Raw genomic sequence first — 20,386 nt, 5'->3', positions numbered from 1 at the left:
ATCGGCCCAGATCCGCGAAATTTTAATCAGCGAGTCAGCTTGGGAAGAAATGACCTGCTTATTCGCACCTTCCCTAGCGAAAGCGTAGAAATAAACCTAACATTGAAATTAAAGAACATCAGATTTAGCATGTAAATGAAATTTCGTGGCAGGATGCCTTGCTGGATCTGGTTGTATGATTTTACTCAAAGGGAAGAGACATAAATGCATAATAATGAATCCGGCACGCCGGTCGACTCTAGCCTGGGTTACACTTTCCAAAACGATTTTCTGGCGCTGACGCGGGCTTTTTCATTGCCTGAAATAGATTACACCGATATTTCCCAGCGCGAACAGTTGGCGGCGGCTATTAAACGCTGGCCATTATTAGCTGAATTTGCCCAACAACAATAAGGGAGCCATTGATGGCCGTACTAGGATTACAGGGCGTCCGTGGTGGAGTGGGTACAACATCCGTTACTGCGGCGCTGGCGTGGTCATTACAAATATTAGGCGAATCGGTGCTGGTTATTGATGCATGCCCCGATAATTTGCTGCGCATGTCTTTCAACGTAGATTTTGATAACGCTAACGGCTGGGCTCGTGCACTTTTGGATGGTCAAGACTGGCGAGATGCGGGATTACGCTACACTTCTCAGCTCGACGTGCTGCCTTTTGGTCAACTGACCGCCAATGAACGTGAAAATCCTGACGCTTATCAGCAACCGCTGGCGGCGTTTAGCAACGCGCTGCAACAGCTGAAAGAAAAAAGCCATTACCAGTGGATATTACTGGATCTTCCCCACGGCTATACAACGCTCACCCGCCAATTGATTGATCAATGTGACCGCATGCTCACCATCGTCAATGCGGATGCAAATTGTCACATCCGTCTGCATCAGCAGGCTCTGCCTGCGGATGCCCATATTCTGATTAACGACTTACGTCTAAACAGTCAGATTCAGGATGATCTCTATCAGATATGGCTACAAAGCCAGCGTCGTTTGTTGCCGATGGTGATTCATCGTGATGAAGGAATGGCAGAGTGTCTCGCTTCCAAACAGCCGCTCGGTGAATACCGTAGCGATGCACTGGCGGCGGAAGAGATCCTTACGCTGGCCAACTGGTGTTTACTGCAGTATGCGAATCGTCCTGCATCTGCCGGGAGTTCTGTATGAGTCGTCTGTCCAGCTGGTTACTCATCCCGCCGGTCAGCGCGCGTTTAAGCGAGCATTACCGGCATTACCGTCGGCATGGTGCGTCATCGCTGAGTGCTGCGCTGGGTTGTTTATGGATGATCCTGGCCTGGATATTTATTCCGCTTGAACATCCGCGCTGGCAACGTATTCGTGCACAGCACCGTGAGTTTTATCCGCATATCAACCCTGATAAACCTCGGCCATTAGATCCCGCACGCTATGCCATTCAGGCTGTGTGGCTTGTTGCAACAGCGGAAAAACATGAAAAAAAGAGTCCACGCTGGCACGGCTTCGAGCGTGCTCAGCATCTTCGTGGGCGTTACCATCAATGGCTGGATAATCTGCCCGGTCGCGTCAGTGACCAGACCAGCCATCTTGATGACCATAAAGAACTCGGGCATCTCCATCCGGGGCTTAGGCGTTTTATCCTCGGCGTGATCGTGGTGTTCTCACTCATTCTGGCGCTGGTCTGTATCACGCAGCCCTTTAACCCGCTGGCGCAGTTTATCTTCCTGATCCTGCTTTGGGGTGTGGCGTTGCTGGTTCGCCGAATTCCAGGCCGTTTCTCAGCGCTGATGCTGATTGTGCTGTCGCTGACGGTCTCTTGCCGCTACATCTGGTGGCGTTATACCTCGACGCTGAACTGGGATGATCCGGTAAGCCTGGTGTGTGGGCTGGTGCTGCTATTTGCGGAAACTTACGCATGGATTGTGTTAGTTCTGGGCTATTTCCAGGTCATTTGGCCGTTGAATCGCCAGCCGGTTCCGTTGCCAAAGGATACCTCTCTGTGGCCGACAGTTGATCTTTTTGTCCCTACGTACAACGAAGATCTGACTGTGGTGAAAAACACCATTTATGCTGCGCTGGGTATCGACTGGCCAAAAGACAAGCTCAAAATCTGGATCCTTGATGATGGTGGCCGCGAAGAATTTCAACATTTTGCGAAAGATGTCGGGGTGGAGTATATCGCTCGTACCACGCACGAGCATGCGAAAGCCGGGAACATAAATAATGCGCTGAAGTATGCCAAAGGAGAGTTTGTCTCCATCTTTGACTGCGACCACGTTCCCACCCGTTCGTTCCTGCAAATGACGATGGGGTGGTTCCTGAAAGAGAAGCAACTGGCGATGATGCAGACGCCGCACCACTTCTTCTCTCCGGATCCGTTTGAACGTAATCTGGGCCGTTTTCGCAAGACCCCTAACGAAGGGACACTATTCTACGGTTTGGTACAGGATGGGAACGACATGTGGGATGCCACATTCTTCTGCGGTTCCTGTGCGGTTATTCGCCGTAAACCCCTGGATGAGATTGGCGGTATCGCCGTAGAAACGGTGACAGAAGATGCCCATACATCGCTGCGCTTACACCGTCGAGGTTATACCTCCGCCTATATGCGTATCCCTCAGGCCGCAGGGCTGGCGACGGAATCCCTCTCAGCGCACATTGGCCAGCGTATTCGCTGGGCGCGCGGCATGGTGCAGATTTTCCGTCTTGATAACCCGTTATTTGGTAAAGGGCTGAAGATGGCGCAGCGCTTGTGTTACGTCAACGCCATGTTCCACTTTTTGTCCGGTATTCCACGACTGATCTTCCTGACTGCGCCGCTGGCATTCTTGCTGCTTCACGCTTACATCATCTTTGCTCCGGCACTGATGATTGCGTTGTTTGTCTTGCCTCACATGATCCATGCCAGCCTGACGAACTCGAAGATTCAGGGTAAATATCGTCATTCATTCTGGAGTGAAATCTACGAAACCGTGTTGGCCTGGTATATCGCGCCACCGACAATGGTTGCGTTGATTAACCCGCATAAAGGGAAATTCAACGTCACCGCCAAAGGTGGGCTGGTGGAAGAGGAGTACGTCGACTGGGTTATCTCTCGTCCGTATATCTTCCTGGTGCTGCTCAATATTGTCGGCGTGATTGTGGGTATCTGGCGCTACTTCTATGGACCGGAAAACGAAGTCCTGACCGTCTTCGTGAGTATGGCGTGGGTATTCTATAACCTGATTATCCTGGGTGGCGCGGTGGCGGTATCGGTAGAAAGCAAACAGGTGCGACGTGCGCATCGTGTTGAGATCAGCATGCCTGCGGCAATTGCCCGCGAAGATGGCCATCTCTTCTCCTGTACCGTGCATGACTTTTCTGACGGCGGTTTGGGGATCAAGATCAATGGTCAGGCGAAAGTGCTGGAAGGGCAGAAAGTAAACCTGCTGCTCAAACGCGGTCAGCAGGAGTATGTCTTCCCGACGCAAGTCGTGCGTGTGTCAGGTAATGAAGTCGGTCTGCAACTTATGCCGCTGACCAAAAAGCAACATATTGATTTTGTGCAATGTACGTTTGCCCGCGCGGATACGTGGGCTCTCTGGCAGGACAGCTTCCCGGAAGATAAACCACTGGAAAGCCTGCTGGATATTCTGAAGCTGGGGTTCCGTGGCTATCGTCACCTTGCAGAATTTGCCCCGTCGTCTGTGAAATTAATTTTCCGGTCACTTACCTCGCTGATTTCCTGGGTTGTATCGTTTATTCCTCGTCGACCTGAACGGGATGAAACGAAGCAATCAGACCCGGTTATGGCTCAACAATGATGATAACGCGATGAAAACAAAACTTTCCTGGATATGTGCAGTGGCAGTGGGGATGAGTGCACTTCCCTCCATGGTGGCGAATGCAGCCCCTGAAAATACCGCGGCTACGACTGTGCAAGCGACCGATCAGGTTGTCACCGCTGCATCGACGCCAGCCGAAAACGAGGCGGCTGTTCAGCCGACTGGCGGGGATGCTCAGACCGTTGGACGTGTCCTGCCTGGTGTACGCGGTGCTGATGCGCCAATCGTCGTGGACAACGCCCCGTCCAGGGATGTGAAACTCACCTTTGCTCAGATCGCACCGCCTCCGGGCAGTATGGTGCTACGTGGCATTAACCCTAACGGTGGCGTCGAGTTTGGCATGCGAAGCGATGAAGTGGTGTCGAAGGCGATGTTGAACCTGGAATACACGCCGTCACCGTCGCTGTTGCCGATACAATCGCAGCTGAAGGTGTACCTCAATGATGAATTGATGGATGTCCTGCCTGTTACCAAAGAACAACTGGGTAAAAAAACGCTGGCACAGGTTCCAATCAATCCCCTGTTTATCACCGACTTTAACCGCGTGCGTCTGGAGTTTGTCGGTCACTACCGCGATGTGTGTGAAAACCCTGCCAGCAGTACGCTCTGGGTCGACGTTGGCCGTAATACGTCGCTGCAAATGACCTACCAGTCACTGGCGCTGAAGAACGATCTTTCCGCTTTCCCCATTCCGTTCTTCGACCCGCGTGATAACCGCCCGTTAAACTTACCGGTGGTGTTTGCTGGCTCTCCGGATGTGACCCAGCAACTGGCCGCCACCATTGTGTCCTCCTGGTTTGGTTCCCGTTCTGGCTGGCGTGGGCAGAGTTTCCCGGTTTTGTTTGATACCTTGCCGGACCGTAATGCCATTGTGTTTGCCACTAATGAAAAACGTCCCGCTTTCCTGCGTGACCACCCGGATGTGAAAGCGCCGACGGTTGAAGTCATTAACCATCCTGACAATCCTTACGTGAAACTGCTGGTGGTATTTGGTCGTGATGACAAAGATCTGGTCCAGGCTGCAAAAGGGATCGCTCAGGGTAACGTACTGTTCCGTGGTAACAGTGTAGTGGTGGATGATGTGAAACCTCTGCTGGCACGTAAACCGTACGATGCGCCGAACTGGGTACGTACCGATCGTGCCATCACGTTTGGTGAGTTAAAAACCTATGAAGAGCAGCTTCAGTCTACGGGGCTTGAGCCTTCGCCTATCAACCTTTCACTCAACCTTCCACCAGACTTGTATCTGCTGCGCACTAACGGCATCGATATCAATCTGAACTACCGCTATACCGCACCGTCGGTCAATGACAGTTCGCGTATGGATATCAGCCTGAATAATCAGTTCCTGCAATCCTTTAGTCTGGCCAGTAATCAGGATACCAACAAACTGATGCTGCGCTTGCCGGTACTGCAAGGCTTGCTGGACGGTAAAACGGATGTATCCATCCCGGCGCTGAAACTGGGGGCGGTTAACCAGTTACGTTTTGACTTTCAGTACATGAACCCGATGCCTGGTGGGTCGGTTGACAACTGCATTACCTTCCAGCCAGTGCAGAACCACGTGGTTATTGGCGACGAGTCGACTATCGATTTCTCGAAATATTATCACTTCCTGGCGATGCCGGATCTGCGGGCGTTTGCCAATGCCAGCTTCCCGTTCAGCCGCATGGCTGACTTGTCTGAGTCCATTGTTGTGATGCCAAAAGCGCCAAATGAAGCGCAACTGACGACGCTGCTGGATACCATGGCTTCAGTGGGGGCGCAAACGGGATTACCGTCCATCAATGTGACGCTCACTGACGATGGCAGCCAGATTCAGAACAAAGATGCTGACATCATGGTGATTGGGACTATCCCGGATAAGCTGAAAGACGATAAGCGTATCGATTTGCTGGTGCAGGCCACTCAGTCCTGGGTCAATACCCCGCTGCGTCAGAGTGAATTCCCAAGCATTATGCCTGACAGCGGCGATCGCCAGGCCAACGTCCAGACCCGCGTGACTTCTTCCGGTCCAATGGCCGCGATTGTGGGCTTCCAGTCACCGTACAACGACCAGCGAAGCGTTATCGCGCTGTTGGCTGATAGTCCGCGCGGTTATGAACTGTTAAACAATGCGATGAATGACAGCGGCAAGCGTGCGTCGATGTTCGGTTCAGTGTCGGTCATTCGTGAGTCGGGGGTAAATAGTCTGCGTGTCGGTGATGTTTACTACGTGGGGCATCTGCCGTGGTTTGAACGTCTGTGGTATGCGCTGGCAAACCATCCGGTTTTACTGGCGATTCTGGCGGCAATCAGCGTCGTTCTGCTGGCGTGGGTGCTGTGGCGTCTGCTGCGTATTATCAGCCGTCGTCGCCTCAACCCGGACCACGAGTAACACGTGATGAGAGCCTTTCGCTGGTGTGTTTTGGCTGGACTGATGTTGGCGGCGGTTGATCTTCGCGCCGCCTGCACCTGGCCTGTCTGGGAACAGTTTAAACAGGACTATATCAGCGAGGGGGGGCGCGTCATTGATCCGAGTGATGCGCGCAAAATTACCACCTCCGAAGGGCAAAGCTATGCGTTGTTCTTTGCGCTGGCAGCCAATGATCCTAAGGCTTTTGATCTGCTATTGACCTGGACTCGCGATAACCTGGCTCAGGGTGACTTACAGCAACATCTGCCAGCCTGGTTGTGGGGGCAGAAGGGTAAAGAGACCTGGACTGTGCTCGACGCGAACTCTGCGTCAGATGCTGATATCTGGATTGCCTGGTCACTGCTGGAAGCGGGACGTTTATGGAAGAAACCGAACTACACCAGCATGGGGAAAGCGTTACTTAAACGCATTGCCAGTGAAGAAGTGGTGAAAGTACCTGGGCTGGGGTCCATGCTGCTTCCGGGTAAAATCGGTTTTGCTGAAACCGATGCCTGGCGTTTCAACCCCAGTTATCTTCCTCCTCAGTTTGCGCACTATTTCACCCGCTTTGGCGCGCCATGGACCGCTCTTCGTGAAACAAACCAGCGCTTATTGCTGGAGACAGCGCCAAAAGGGTTCTCACCTGATTGGGTGCAGTACCGGAAAAACAAAGGCTGGCAGTTGAACCAGGCAGCGTCCCTGGTGGGAAGCTACGATGCCATCCGGGTGTATCTCTGGGTGGGCATGATGAACGATAACGATCCGCAAAAAGCCCGGCTACTGGCACGCTTTCAGCCGATGGCGACGGTGACGACAAAGCAGGGCGTACCGCCGGAGAAAGTGGATGTGGCGAGCGGAAAACGCACGGGAAAAGGCCCGGTCGGGTTTTCTGCCTCTTTGCTGCCATTTATACAAAACCGTGACGCGCAAGCAGTACAGCGTCAGCGTGTCGCCGACAATTTTCCCGATAATAATGCCTATTACAGCTACGTGCTGACTCTCTTTGGACAAGGATGGGATCAGCATCGTTTTCGCTTCACCGCAAAAGGTGAATTAATACCGGATTGGGGCCAGGAATGCGCAAGTTCACATTAAATTTACTCAGTTTATCGCTTGGCCTTGCGCTGATGCCTTTGGCTCAGGCCGCCAATTCTCCGCAACAGAAACAGCTGCTGGAACAGGTGCATCTGGGTGAGTCAACACAGCGTGAAGATTTGGTACGCCAGTCGCTCTACCGCCTTGAACTGATCGACCCAAACAATCCGGACGTGGTGGCTGCGCGATTCCGCTATCTGCTGCGTCAGGGGGATGTTGCAGGGGCGCAAAAAGAGCTGGATCGTCTTAAAGGACTCGCACCCAGCTCGAACGCCTATAAATCCTCACGTAACACCATGTTGCTCTCGACATCGGATGGCCGTCAGGCGTTGCAACAAGCACGATTGTTAGCCACGACAGGCCATACTCAGGAAGCCATTGCCGCTTACGACAAACTCTTTGATGGCAATCCACCCACAGGGGATTTGGCAGCAGAATACTGGACAGTGGTTGCGAAAGATCCTGCCAGACGTAACACAGCCATCGATCAGTTGAAGAGAATTAACACGAATAATCCCGGTAACACGCAACAACAGGCTTCTCTGGCGCAGTTATTGTTCCAGAATGGGCGACGTGATGAAGGGTTTGCGGTATTGCAGGATATGGCCAAAAGCACCAGTGGCCGTGACCAGGCGTCTGAGCTTTGGTATCAGCAAATTAAAGACCAGCCGACAAGCAGTGCCAGCGTCAATGCACTACAAAAATACCTCAGTGTTTTTAGTCATGGTGACAGCGTGACCGCTGCTCGCTCGCAGCTTGAAGCGCAACAGAAACAGCTCGCCGATCCAGCGTTCCGTGCGAAAGCTGAAGGGTTAGCCGCAGTCGATGCCGGGCAGGGTGGCAAGGCCGTAGCGGAACTGCAAAAAGCGGTCAGCGCGAACCATGCCGACAGTGAAGCCGTCGGCGCACTGGGCCAGGCGTATTCACAGAAAGGCGATCGTGCCCGCGCAGTCGCGCAGTTTGAAAAGGCCATCGCTCTCGATCCGCAGAGCGACAACCGGGGCAAATGGGATAGCCTGTTAAAGGTTAACCGTTACTGGCTTTTAATCCAGCAAGGTGATGCCGCACTAAAAGCGAACAATCCAGGCCAGGCGGAGCGTTATTACCAGCAGGCACGCAACATCGATAATACCGACAGCTATGCAGTCCTGGGGCTGGGGGATGCCGCGATGGTGCGTAAAGATAACGTGGCGGCCGAGCGTTATTATCGCCAGGCATTGCGCATGGACAGCGGTAACAGCAACGCGGTACGTGGTCTTGCAAATGTGTATCGCGCGCAATCGCCAGAGAAGGCCACACAGTTTATTCAGTCCCTTTCTGCCAGCCAGCGTCGCAGCATTGATGACATTGAACGTAGCCTGACGAACGAGCAGCTTTCCCAACAGGCAGAACAGTTGGAAAATCAGGGTAAATTTGCACAGGCTGCAGAAATTCAGCGTCGTCGTCTGGCGCTCTCACCAGGCGATGTATGGATCACCTACCGTCTTTCACGCGATCTCTACAGTGCAGGACAGCGCAGCCAGGCGGATACATTAATGCGGCAGCTTGCGAGTCAAAAACCTGGCGATCCGGAACAAGTTTACGCCACCGGGCTTTACCTCTCAGGGAACGATCAGGATCGGGCTGCTCTGGCTCACCTGAATACGCTCCCGCGCGATAAATGGAATGGCAATATTCAGGAGTTGTCAGACCGTCTGCAAAGCAACCAGGTGCTGGAAACGGCAAATCGTCTGCGTGACAGCGGGAAAGAGCAGGAGGCCGAAAACCTGCTGCGCCAGCAACCGGCCTCAACACGAATTGATTTAACGCTGGCTGACTGGGCTCAGCAGCGTGGGGATAACGTTCAGGCACAGGCCGCATACAGCAAAGTCTTGCAGCGGGAGCCAAACAACGAAGATGCGATTCTCGGTCTGACGGAAGTTTATATTGCACAAGGCAATAAAGATGCCGCGCGTACAGAGCTGGCAAAACTGTCTGAGGTGAAAAGCGATCAGCCGCCATCTCTCAATGTACAGCGTCGTGTGGCCCTGGCTCAGGCAGGTCTTGGTGATACCGCTGCGGCTAAGCAGACGCTCAGTAACATTGTTCCGCAGGCAAGGACACAACCTGCCTCTATGGAAAATGCGCTGGTGCTGCGTGATGCCGCCCGTATTCAGGCGCAAAGTGGCGAGCCTCAGCAGGCGCTGGAGACTTATAAAGACGCGATGGTTTCCTCCGGTATTACGACTACGCGTCCGGCAGATAATGACAGCTTTACGCGTTTGACGCGGAATGATGAGAAAGATGACTGGTTGAAACGGGGCGTGCGCAGTGACGCAGGCGATCTGTATCGCCAGCAGGATGTGAATGTCACGCTGCAACACGATTACTGGGGGTCAAGCGGTACGGGCGGGTATTCCGACCTGAAAGCGCATACCACTATGCTGCAAGTGGACGCGCCACTGGCGGATGGGCGTATGTTCTTCCGGAGCGATTTGGTGAATATGGATGCCGGAACTTTTGCCACCAAAGACGGGAAATACGATCCGCAATGGGGTACGTGTGCAAGAACGCCTTGCCATGGCAATACAAATCAGACTGCCAATGGCGCAAGTGTGGCGGTTGGCTGGCAAAACGACACCTGGGCGATGGACATTGGCACAACGCCGATGGGCTTCGATGTGGTGGACGTGGTCGGTAGTCTGGCATACAGCAATGATTTGGGGCCGATCGGTTATACCCTGAACGTTCACCGCCGCCCGATTTCCAGCTCTGTGCTGGCTTTTGCAGGACAACATGATTCGAATACCGACACGACCTGGGGCGGCGTACGTGCCACCGGTGGTGGCGTGAGCATGAGCTATGACAAGGGGGAGGCGAACGGTGTCTGGTCCAGCCTGAATGCGGATAGCCTGACAGGTAAGAATGTGGCGGATAACTGGCGCATCCGCTGGATGACCGGGTATTACTACAAAGTCATTAATAAAAATAATGAACGCCTGACGGTCGGCGTCAGCAATATGCTGTGGCATTACGACAAAGACCTGGGTGGCTATACCCTGGGACAAGGCGGTTATTACAGCCCTCAGGAGTATGTTTCCTTCGCGCTGCCTGTCACCTGGCGCAAACGTACCGAAAACTGGTCGTGGGAATTGGGTGGCTCGGTTTCATGGTCGCATTCGAAAACCAGTGACGGGATGCGATACCCTCTTCAGGGGCTGATTCCGAATGATAATTACGATGCTGACGATAATCTGATGTATGCCGATAAGCATGAGCCTGTAAACGGCAGCAGTTCGTCGGGTACGGGTTACACCGCGAGAGCGATTATTGAACGTCGTGTTACGTCAAACTGGTTCGTTGGGCTGGGCGTTGACATACAGCAGGCGAAGGATTACACACCAAGCCACGCGCTTATTTATGTGCGTTATTCTGCCGCAGGCTGGCAAGGGGATATGGACCTCCCGCCGCAACCGCTCATACCTTATGCGGACTGGTAACCAGAATAATCCTTAATCCATTTGTAAGTCTCTCTTAAAATCTCATCAATCGGGTATACTCAGGCGCACCAGGCTAACTCCCTGGTGTGTCTTGCGCTTCGAGTTCTGTGGAGAGTCATTTTGCGTGTCAGCCGTTCTTTAACTATCAAACAGATGGCGATGGTTTCAGCCGTCACTATGCTGTTTGTTTTTCTATTCTGCGTCATTTTGCTGTTTCATTCCGTACAGCAGAATCGCTATAACACGGCTTCGCAATTAGAAAGTATAGCCCGCTCAATACGCGGCCCGCTCTCAGCCGCGATTTTGAAAGGGGATATTCCCGAGGCGGAAACCATCTTAAAACGCATCCAGCCGACGGGGATTGTCAGCCGTGCGGATGTCGTCTTACCCAATCAGTTTCAGGCGCTACGGATGAGCTTCATTCCTGAGCGTCCGGTTCCGATGATGCTCATGCGGTTGTTTGAGCTGCCAGTGCAAATCTCATTGCCTGTTTATTCGCTTGAGCGCCCGGCAAACCCACAGCCGCTGGCCTATCTTGTACTCCAGGCGGACTCCTACCGTCTGTATAAGTTTGTGATGAGCTGGGTTGCCACGTTGGTAACTACTTACTTACTTTTATCACTCATCCTGAGCGTGGCTCTGACCTGGTGTATTAACCGCCTGATTGTGCACCCGCTGCGCAGTATTGCCAGAGCGCTGGATAATCTCTCGCCTCAGGACCAGGTTGGACATCAACTGGACGTTCCGCGCCTGCATCATGATGATGAAATCGGCATGCTGGTGCGTAGCTACAACATCAACCAACAGCGTGTCATGCGCCAGCAGGATGAGTTGAACAGCAATGCCACTCGCTTCCCGGTATCTGATTTGCCCAACAAAGCCTTTCTGATGGCAATGCTGGAGCAAACTGTGGCGCGCCAGCAGACGACTGCGCTGATGGTAGTGGCATGTGAAACCTTGCAGGACACGGCTGGCGTGTTGAAGGAGAGCCAGCGGGAAGTACTGCTGCTGACACTGGTTGAAAAAGTAAAATCTGTTCTCGCACCGCGTATGGTGCTCACCCAGGTGAGCGGCTATGACTTCGTGATTATCGCGCATGGTGTAAAAGAGCCATGGCATGCGATTACACTAGGTCAGCAAGTACTCACTGTTATTAACGAGCGGTTGCCGATTCAGGGAATCCAGCTGCGGCCAAGTGCCAGCATCGGGATTGCGATGTTCTATGGCGACCTGACGGCTGAGCAACTTTATCGCCGCGCCTTCTCGGCTGCTTTCACTGCTCGTCGTAAGGGCAAAAATCAAATTCAGTTCTTCGATCCGGAGCAAATGGAGAAAGCGCAGCAGCGCCTGACAGAAGAGAGTGACATTCTGACTGCGCTGGATAACCATCAGTTTGCGATCTGGTTACAACCGCAGGTGAACCTGCTGACCGGAGAGGTGAAAAGTGCAGAAGCCCTGTTGCGTATGCAGCAACCCGATGGCTCATGGGAACTGCCTCAAGGGCTGATTGAGCGTATCGAGTCTTGCGGTCTGATGGTGACCGTGGGTTATTGGGTGCTGGAAGAGTCCTGCCGACAGCTCGCCGCCTGGCAAGAGCGGGGTGTCATGATGCCGTTGTCGGTGAACCTGTCTGCATTACAGCTTATGCACCCGACGATGGTGTCGGAGATGCTGGAACTTATCCACCGTTACCGGATCCAGCCTGATACGCTGATTCTGGAGGTGACGGAGAGCCGACGTATTGATGATCCTAATGAAGCTGTCGCCATTCTGAAACCGCTGCGTAATGCGGGTATCCGCATCGCACTTGACGATTTTGGTATGGGGTATGCCGGGTTGCGTCAGCTCCAGCACATGAAAACGCTGCCGGTTGATGTCCTGAAGATTGATAAAACCTTTGTTGACGGTCTGCCGGATGACAGCAGCATGGTCCAGGCCATCATTCAGATGGCGCGAAGCCTCAAACTGCATGTGATTGCCGAAGGGATTGAAACGGAAGCGCAGCGCGACTGGCTTGCCGGGGCGGGTGTTGAGAGTGGACAGGGCTTTCTGTTTGCTCGTGCTGTCCCTGCGAATGTGTTTGAACAGCGATATCTTTTTGGCGAAGACAATAACGCAAACGTGTAATTTTGTTGCTGGCTTGTGCGAGTCAGCTCTAACTTTTTAACATTTGTGTTTCAAATTTGATCTGAGTTTATTTCTGTCCTGTTTTACGGGTGTTATTTTAGAGCCGCAGGTTAACCATAACCTTACAAAGCCTGTGGTTTTTCTTCCCAAGGACACCCTATGAAAACCTCTCTCTTCAAAAGCCTTTATTTTCAGGTCCTGACAGCCATCGCAATCGGTATTCTGCTTGGTCACTTCTACCCGGAATTAGGCGCACAAATGAAACCGCTTGGCGACGCGTTCGTTAAGCTCATCAAAATGATCATCGCTCCGGTGATTTTCTGTACGGTAGTGACCGGCATCGCTGGCATGGAAAGCATGAAGGCGGTAGGCCGTACCGGTGCAGTCGCTCTTCTGTATTTTGAAGTGGTCAGTACCATCGCACTGATCATCGGTCTGATTATCGTTAACGTGGTTCAGCCGGGTGCGGGGATGAACGTTGATCCTTCGACGCTTGATGCAAAAGCGGTCGCTATCTACGCCGAACAGGCAAAAGATCAAGGTGTTGTGGCTTTCCTGCTGGATGTTATTCCAGGCAGTGTGATTGGCGCGTTCGCCAGCGGGAATATCTTGCAGGTACTGCTGTTTGCCGTCCTGTTTGGTTTTGCGTTGCACCGTCTGGGCAGCAAAGGCCAGATTATCTTCAACGTGATTGAAAGTTTCTCTCAGGTCATCTTTGGCATTATCAATATGATCATGCGCCTTGCACCTGTCGGTGCGTTCGGGGCGATGGCGTTTACCATTGGTAAATACGGTGTGGGTTCGCTGGTACAGCTCGGCCAGCTGATTATCTGCTTCTATATCACCTGTATTCTGTTTGTGGTGGTCGTGCTGGGGTCGATTGCACGTGCCGCAGGTTTCAATATTTTCAAATTCATTCGCTACATCCGCGAAGAGCTGCTGATTGTACTGGGGACCTCTTCTTCTGAATCTGCACTGCCGCGTATGCTCGATAAGATGGAAAAACTCGGTTGCCGGAAGTCTGTTGTAGGGCTTGTGATCCCGACGGGTTACTCCTTCAACCTGGATGGTACGTCGATATACCTGACTATGGCCGCGGTCTTCATCGCGCAGGCGACCAACAGCCATATGGATATTTTCCATCAAATTACGCTGCTGGTTGTGTTATTGCTTTCATCCAAAGGGGCGGCAGGTGTAACAGGAAGTGGCTTTATCGTTCTCGCGGCGACCATTTCGGCTGTAGGCCACTTGCCGGTAGCGGGTCTGGCGTTGATTCTGGGTATTGACCGCTTTATGTCTGAAGCGCGCGCATTGACCAACCTGGTGGGTAATGGTGTGGCAACAGTGGTTGTGGCGAAGTGGGTTAAAGAGTTAGATCACAAAAAGCTCGACGACACGCTGAATAATCGGATATCTGATAGCAAAACCCAGGGATTATCCTCCTAATCTCCTCACTTATGCCCGCATTCCCTTGTCGGGAAGCGGGCTCCTGCGCATAATAACTGTTCATACCTGTCATAATTCGACAAGATTTTTTTTGGGTATATTTCACTTCTGACCGTGACGTTTTGCTGAACACGCGGTCTAATCGACGTGTTTTCATCGTCATCTTTTAGAGTTCTCCACGTCGTGAGACACTCTTTTTTAACCAGGAATGTTGATCAGGGGTTCACATGCAGGGCACAAAAATTCGACTCTTAACCGGCGGTTTGCTGATGATGGCAGCGGCCAGTTATGTGCAGGCAGATGCGCTCCAGCCAGACCCGGCCTGGCAACAAGGGACGTTGGCGAATGGGTTCCAGTGGCAAGTTTTAGCCACTCCTCAACGCCCCAGCGACCGTATCGAAATCCGTCTGTCTGTGAATACAGGCTCTCTTGCTGAGAGTACCCAACAGACCGGTTTAAGCCATTTTATTCCTCGGCTGGCGCTCACTCAGAGCGGCAGTTTGCAAGCTGTACAGGTGCGCTCACTCTGGCAACAGGCTATTGATCCTAAGCGCCCGCTTCCTCCTGCAGTGGTCTCTTATGACTACACCATGTTTAATCTGAGTCTGCCGAATAACCGTAATGACCTGCTGAAAGAAGCACTCACCTATTTGTCGGATTCGACGGGCAAGCTGGCAATTACGCCAGATACCGTGAACTACGCATTAAGTAACAGTGACATGGTCGCGACATGGCCTGCTGATACCAAAGACGGCTGGTGGCGTTATCGTCTGAAGGGCTCAATGCTGCTGGGACACGATCCGGCAGAGCCGCTGAAACAGCCAGTGGATGCCGAGCAGGTAAAATCCTTCTACCAGAAATGGTACACCCCGGATGCGATGACCCTGATTGTGGTGGGTAATGTTGATAGCCGTGCGGTTGTTGAACAGATCAACAAGGCGTTTGGTGAACTAAAAGGTAAGCGTGAGACGCCTGCTCCTGTCCCGACGCTTTCGCCGTTGCGTGCAGAGCCTGTCAGTATCATGACCGACACAGTGCGTCAGGATCGTCTCTCCGTCATGTGGGATACCGCGTGGCAGCCAATCCGTGAATCCGCCGCATTGCTGCGTTACTGGCGTGCAGACCTGGCGCGTGAAGCCCTGTTCTGGCACGTTCAGCAGACGCTCAGCAAAAACAACATGAAAGATATTGGCCTGGGCTTTGACTGCCGTGTGCTGTTCCAGCGTGCACAGTGTGCCATTAATGTTGAATCGCCTGGCGACAAGCTGAACGCCAATCTCGGTGTGGTGGCAAAGGAGTTGGCGAAAGTGCGTAAAGATGGCCTGTCTGAAGATGAATTCAACGCGCTGGTCGCGCAGAAAAAACTTGAGCTACAGAAGCTGTTTGCAACCTATGCCCGTGCTGATACAGACATTCTGATCAGCCAGCGTATTCGTTCCCTGCAAAATCAGGTGGTGGATATTGCGCCAGAACAGTATCAGAAGCTACGTCAGGATTTCCTGAGCGGTCTGACCGTTGAGATGTTGAACCAGGATTTGCGTCAGCAACTGTCACAAGATATGGCGTTGATTCTGATGCAGCCGAAAGGCGAGCCGGAATATGACATGAAAGCGCTTCAGTCGACCTGGAATTCTATTATGGTCTCGTCGACGGCGTCTGCTCAGAATACTGCGACAGATGATGCGCATCAGGAAGTGACGGATATTCCACAGGGGCAGTAAGCTCTTCACTCTCCCCCTCTCTCTTTTGGAGAGAGGGGGAGAGGTCAAACGTCTTAATCAGGCATTGCGTCGCGTGGAATAATCGCACCGCGATACTGAATGACGGTACTGGCCGTCAGGTGTCCGCGCTGTGCGGCGGCTTCAGGTGTTCCACCCGTCAGGCGAACGGCCAGATAACCCGCACTGAATGAATCACCTGCAGCAGTGGTATCAATCACTTTTTCTTTGGCTAATTTCACGGCTGGAACGTCAACCAGTGCATCGTTAGCGACGGCAACCAGGCAGGAATCTGCACCACGCTTAATCACCACTTCATTTACACCAGCAGCCTGAGTTCGGGCGATCACTTCATCGACCGGTTTCTCACCCCACAGGGCATCTTCGTCATCCAGTGTTAGGAATGCGATATCGGTGCACTGCAGCATCTGCTGGTAGACCTGCTGTGTCTCTTCGCTGCTGGCCCACAGACGAGGACGGTAGTTGTTATCGAAGATAACTTTACCGCCATTTGCACGGCATTCACGCAGGAGTGACAACAGTTTTTCGCGGCTGGTCGGGCTTAGAATTGCCAGGCTAATCCCGCTCAGATAGAGATAATCAAAGGTTGCCAGCTCTTCGCAGATGGCGGCGGCAGCGTCGCTTTCCAGCCAGAATTTTGCCGCGGCTTCGTTGCGCCAGTAGTAAAACGTGCGCTCACCTGCACTGTCGGTTTCAATGTAGTACAGACCCGGCAGACGGTTTTCCATCTGCTGGATGAGTGAAGTTTGTACATTTTCGCTTTGCCAGGCTTCAAGCATTTGCTGGCTGAAACTGTCTGTCCCCAGTGCGGTAACATAGTTTACGGAGAGTGCGTCGGGTGCAACCTGACGGGCAATGTAAACTGACGTGTTCAATGTGTCGCCACCAAAACCGCGGCTGACTTCCGCGCCTTTTTGTGACAGCTCAATCATACATTCGCCTATCACGGCAATTTTTTTGGACATAGTCGTGAACCTGAACAGATAAATTAGCGGTAGTGTGCGCTGTGTGGATTTTATGGTCAACTATATTAAAACGACGTTCCATTATTTTTTTTGAGCCAGCGCGTATTCCTGGAAATTTCTGTCATCTTAATTTCATTTTCCCCGCAGACTGAACATAAAGTTCTCAATCGTTGCGCCGATAACCCATTGACGAGTCCAAAAGGTCATCCCCATACAACAGGACATCTGAAATGAAGTCAGAGCAGGTTATCCAGCGGCTAAGCACTACGCCTGAGGCAAGTATTGAGAACTTGCAGGAGCATCGCTACTGGCTGCAATGTGAGCGTGTGTACACCTATCAACCGATCTACCGTACTGATGGTCGGCTGATGGCAATTGAGATTTTAACGGTTGTTACACACCCATCGAATCCTTTACAGCGTATCGCACCGGACCGCTATTTTGCCGAGGTTTCCGTGCGTCAGCGCCTGGATGTGCTGGAAGAGCAACTGAAAATGTTGGCCTCCAGGCAGTCCTTTTTCCAGCAGCACAATATTCTTGCCTCGGTGAATGTCGACGGCCCAACCCTGATGGCATTACGCCAGAATGCGACATTACAGGGATTGATCTCTGCGTTGCCGTGGATGCGTTTTGAGTTGGTTGAGCATGTCCGTCTTCCACAGGATTCTTCGTTTGCCTCTATGTGTGAATTTGGCCCATTGTGGCTGGATGACTTCGGTACGGGTATGGCGAATTTTTCTGCACTGAGTGAAGTTCGCTACGACTACATCAAAGTCGCCCGTGACTTGTTCATTATGTTGCGACAGACGTCGGAAGGGCGAAATTTGTTCACCCTGTTGCTGCAGTTGATGAATCGTTATTGTCAGGGAGTCATTGTGGAAGGCGTTGAAACGCTGGAAGAGTGGCGCGACGTACAAAACTCGCCTGCGGCTGCAGCTCAGGGCTATTTCCTCTCGCGTCCGGTTCCGATGGACACGCTCGATAACGTTATTATCACTTTATAACCCCTGCTGTTTCCCATAATAGTGCGTGGAGAATACGCACTATTACCGGACACAGCGGCCCCCGCTTATCTGAGCCATGAGCTATATTCATGAAAGGTAAGGCCATCAGGTAAGGGGGAAAAGATGACGAAAACAGCCAGGATTGTCACCTGGGGACTTGGGATCTTCTTGTTGTTGATTGTGGTGGCAATCATCATTATTGCCACGTTTGACTGGAATCGCCTTAAACCGACCATCAACCAGAAAGTCTCAACCGAGCTGAACCGGCCTTTTGCCATTCGTGGCGATCTGGGCATTGTGTGGGAACGGCAGCAAGAAGAGACGGGCTGGCGAAGCTGGGTTCCCTGGCCGCACGTTCATGCTGATGACATTATTCTTGGCAACCCACCTGATATCCCCGATGTCACAATGGTTCATCTCCCGCGCGTTGAGGCCACGCTTGCGCCGCTCGCACTCCTGAATAAAACGGTTTATCTGCCCTGGATCAAGCTCGAAAAACCCGATGCACGCTTGATTCGCCTGTCAGAAAAAAATAATAACTGGACGTTTAATCTCGCCAACAATGATGGCAGCAAGCCCGATGCAGTGCCTTCGGCATGGTCATTTCGTCTGGATAACATCCTGTTTGATCGTGGGCGGATCGCGATTGATGACGCAGTGAGTAAGGCCAATGTGGAGATCCTGGTTGATCCGCTTGGGAAACCGCTACCGTTTAATGAAGTCACAGGTAGCCAAAGCAAAGAGGCGTCCCGCAAGACAGGTGATTACATCTTCGGTCTGACGGCAAAGGGCCGCTACAACGGGCAACCGCTGAGTGGCACAGGGAAAATAGGTGGTATGTTGGCATTACGCGGCGACGGTACGCCTTTCCCGGTACAGGCTGATTTCCGTTCCGGGAACACTCGCGTGGCATTTGTCGGAACAATAAATGATCCAATGAACATGGGGGGCGTGGATCTGCGGCTGAGGTTCTCTGGTGATTCACTGGGTGCGCTTTACGACCTGACAGGCGTATTGTTGCCTGATACGCCGCCATTCGAAACGGATGGTCATCTGGTGGCCAAAATAGGTCATCAACAGGCGTCAGTATTCGATTACCGTGATTTCAACGGCCACATCGGTGACAGCGATATTCACGGTTCGCTGACCTACACCACGGGAAAACCTCGGCCAAAACTGGAAGGTGATGTGGAGTCCCGTCAGCTGCGTTTGGCCGATCTTGGGCCACTGATTGGCGTGGATTCGGGGAAAGGAACCAGGTCCAAAGAGGTGAAAAAGGATCTTCAGCCAGCAGGTAAAGTATTGCCCTATGATCGCTTTGAAACCGATAAATGGAATGTGATGGATGCCGATGTCCGCTTTAAAGGGCGTAAAATTGAGCATGGCAGTACGCTACCCATTAGCGATCTCTCCACTCATCTGATCCTCAAAAATGCTGACCTGCGCCTGCAACCGCTGAAATTTGGCCTCGCGGGTGGAATGATTTCGTCGAATATTCACCTTGAAGGCGATAAAAAGCCGATGCAAGGACGGGCCGATGTACAGGCGCGGCGTCTCAAGCTAAAAGAGCTGATGCCTGACGTTGAACTGATGCAAAAAACGCTCGGCGAAATGAACGGTGATGCTGACTTCCGCGGAACCGGGAATTCTGTCGCCGCTCTGTTGGGGAGCAGTAACGGTAACCTCAAACTGCTGATGAACGATGGACTGGTGAGCCGTAACCTGATGGAGATCCTGGGGCTGAACGTGGGTAATTTCGTGGTCGGACAAATTTTTGGCGATGACGAAGTGAAAGTGAATTGCGCGGCTGCGAACGTGGATCTGGTCAACGGTGTGGCGCGTCCCCAGCTTTTCGCCTTTGATACGGAGAATGCAGTGATAAACGTCACCGGGACGGCCAGCATGGCGTCTGAACAGCTCGATTTGACTATCGACCCTGAAAGCAAAGGGATCCGCATCATTACCCTGCGTTCGCCGTTGTATGTGCGAGGTACATTCAAAAACCCGCAGGCGGGGGTGAAAGCCGGGCCATTGATTGCCCGTGGTGCAGTCGCTGCGGCACTGGCTACGCTGGTGACACCAGCTGCAGCGCTGCTGGCGCTGATCTCTCCGTCAGAAGGAGAGGCAAATCAGTGTCGGAACATACTGGCGCAGATGAAAAAGTGATTGTTCAGCCTGAAGGCCTTTGTGACAGGAAGAGGACTGGTGCATAAAAAACGGCAACCTTATGGTTAATGCTGGTCACTTAAGGTGACCAGCAACCTTTTTGTCCGGATATTTTCTGGTCTTTACCCTGAGTTCCCGCGGGTAACTTCGCTCCCTTCTCCCCGGTAATATCAGCCATTT

General features: G+C 52.5%; 12 protein-coding genes. 11 read left to right on the top strand and 1 reads right to left on the bottom strand.

Annotated features, from left to right (window positions below; translation table 11 throughout):
* Positions 1 to 204 precede the first annotated feature (204 nt).
* The 9 genes from bcsR (at position 205) to GF617_RS24470 (ending at position 16,053) form a co-directional block, all read left to right on the top strand.
* Complete coding sequence (bcsR, locus tag GF617_RS24510) at positions 205 to 393, top strand: cellulose biosynthesis protein BcsR (RefSeq protein WP_181621317.1); 189 nt, start codon at positions 205 to 207, stop codon at positions 391 to 393.
* An 11-nt stretch (positions 394 to 404) separates the two neighbouring features.
* Positions 405 to 1,157 carry a cellulose biosynthesis protein BcsQ gene (gene bcsQ / locus GF617_RS24505; RefSeq protein WP_181621316.1) on the top strand — a complete coding sequence of 251 codons (753 nt, stop codon included), beginning with the start codon at positions 405 to 407 and terminating at the stop codon, positions 1,155 to 1,157.
* The gene (gene bcsA / locus GF617_RS24500) at positions 1,154 to 3,769 is read left to right on the top strand and encodes a UDP-forming cellulose synthase catalytic subunit (RefSeq protein WP_181621314.1); all 2,616 of its coding nucleotides are present in this window, start codon (positions 1,154 to 1,156) and stop codon (positions 3,767 to 3,769) included. Before bcsQ ends, bcsA begins: the two co-directional genes overlap by 4 nt.
* Before the next feature lie 10 nt (positions 3,770 to 3,779).
* Positions 3,780 to 6,167, top strand: coding sequence for a cellulose biosynthesis cyclic di-GMP-binding regulatory protein BcsB (gene bcsB / locus GF617_RS24495; RefSeq protein WP_181621313.1), 2,388 nt, complete (start codon positions 3,780 to 3,782; stop codon positions 6,165 to 6,167).
* Positions 6,168 to 6,173: 6 nt separating this feature from the next.
* Entirely contained in the window at positions 6,174 to 7,280 is a 1,107-nt protein-coding gene (bcsZ, locus tag GF617_RS24490) for a cellulose synthase complex periplasmic endoglucanase BcsZ (RefSeq protein WP_203452648.1), read from the top strand.
* Positions 7,262 to 10,759: a cellulose synthase complex outer membrane protein BcsC gene (bcsC, locus tag GF617_RS24485; RefSeq protein WP_181621311.1), complete on the top strand. Its 3,498-nt coding sequence runs from the start codon at positions 7,262 to 7,264 to the stop codon at positions 10,757 to 10,759. Before bcsZ ends, bcsC begins: the two co-directional genes overlap by 19 nt.
* Positions 10,760 to 10,879: 120 nt before the next feature.
* The gene (hmsP, locus tag GF617_RS24480; protein ID WP_203452647.1) at positions 10,880 to 12,886 is read left to right on the top strand and encodes a biofilm formation regulator HmsP; all 2,007 of its coding nucleotides are present in this window, start codon (positions 10,880 to 10,882) and stop codon (positions 12,884 to 12,886) included.
* Positions 12,887 to 13,045: 159 nt separating this feature from the next.
* The gene (locus GF617_RS24475; protein WP_203452646.1) at positions 13,046 to 14,332 is read left to right on the top strand and encodes a dicarboxylate/amino acid:cation symporter; all 1,287 of its coding nucleotides are present in this window, start codon (positions 13,046 to 13,048) and stop codon (positions 14,330 to 14,332) included.
* 227 nt (positions 14,333 to 14,559) lie between these two features.
* Positions 14,560 to 16,053 (top strand): pitrilysin family protein, encoded by a 1,494-nt coding sequence (locus GF617_RS24470; RefSeq protein WP_181621306.1) that lies wholly within the window; start codon positions 14,560 to 14,562, stop codon positions 16,051 to 16,053.
* 53 nt (positions 16,054 to 16,106) lie between these two features.
* Here GF617_RS24470 and GF617_RS24465 read toward each other — a convergent pair whose 3' ends face one another.
* The gene (locus GF617_RS24465) at positions 16,107 to 17,036 is read right to left on the bottom strand and encodes a sugar kinase (protein ID WP_203452645.1); all 930 of its coding nucleotides are present in this window, start codon (positions 17,034 to 17,036) and stop codon (positions 16,107 to 16,109) included.
* A 230-nt stretch (positions 17,037 to 17,266) separates the two neighbouring features.
* On the opposite strand from GF617_RS24465, the gene pdeH reads away from it, so the two are divergent.
* Together pdeH and GF617_RS24455 are read left to right on the top strand one after the other, a co-directional pair.
* Positions 17,267 to 18,040: a cyclic-guanylate-specific phosphodiesterase gene (gene pdeH, locus GF617_RS24460; protein ID WP_181621303.1), complete on the top strand. Its 774-nt coding sequence runs from the start codon at positions 17,267 to 17,269 to the stop codon at positions 18,038 to 18,040.
* A gap of 123 nt (positions 18,041 to 18,163) precedes the next feature.
* Positions 18,164 to 20,206: an AsmA family protein gene (locus GF617_RS24455; RefSeq protein WP_181621301.1), complete on the top strand. Its 2,043-nt coding sequence runs from the start codon at positions 18,164 to 18,166 to the stop codon at positions 20,204 to 20,206.
* Positions 20,207 to 20,386: the final 180 nt, after the last annotated feature.

It is taken from the genome of Lelliottia sp. RWM.1 (assembly GCF_016859735.1).
Taxonomy (GTDB): domain Bacteria; phylum Pseudomonadota; class Gammaproteobacteria; order Enterobacterales; family Enterobacteriaceae; genus Enterobacter.
Note: the sequence above shows the minus strand (reverse complement) of the source record. Positions and strands in the feature narration are given on the sequence as shown.